This is a genomic window from Carboxydocella sp. JDF658, assembly GCF_002049395.1.
In the GTDB taxonomy this organism is placed as follows: domain Bacteria; phylum Bacillota.
This window is the reverse complement of the sequence record NZ_BDLR01000251.1, coordinates 1-201: the sequence shown is the minus strand read 5'-3', so window position 1 is coordinate 201 and position 201 is coordinate 1. Positions and strand designations below refer to the sequence as shown.

Sequence of the window (201 nt, the reverse complement as noted above, 5' to 3'; positions counted from 1 at the left end):
ACGGGAATTTCCAGATTGCGCCCCAGAGCCAGCACCTCGCATCCCGGTCCTATCCCGCTGGTATCAGCCAGGGGCATCAGTAATACTTTCTTTTCCTTAACCCCCACCGCTTCGGCAAGAATCCTCGGACCGCCATTTCTACTGCTAATAGCACATATCTCCCCCAGTTGCACCCCGGGCCCATTGGCTTCAATAGTAAGG

Annotated in this window: 1 pseudogene; it reads right to left on the bottom strand. The window is 55.2% G+C overall.

The features are described from left to right. Window positions 1–201, bottom strand: a pseudogene (locus tag JDF658_RS14020) (EscN/YscN/HrcN family type III secretion system ATPase); the annotation flags it as partial.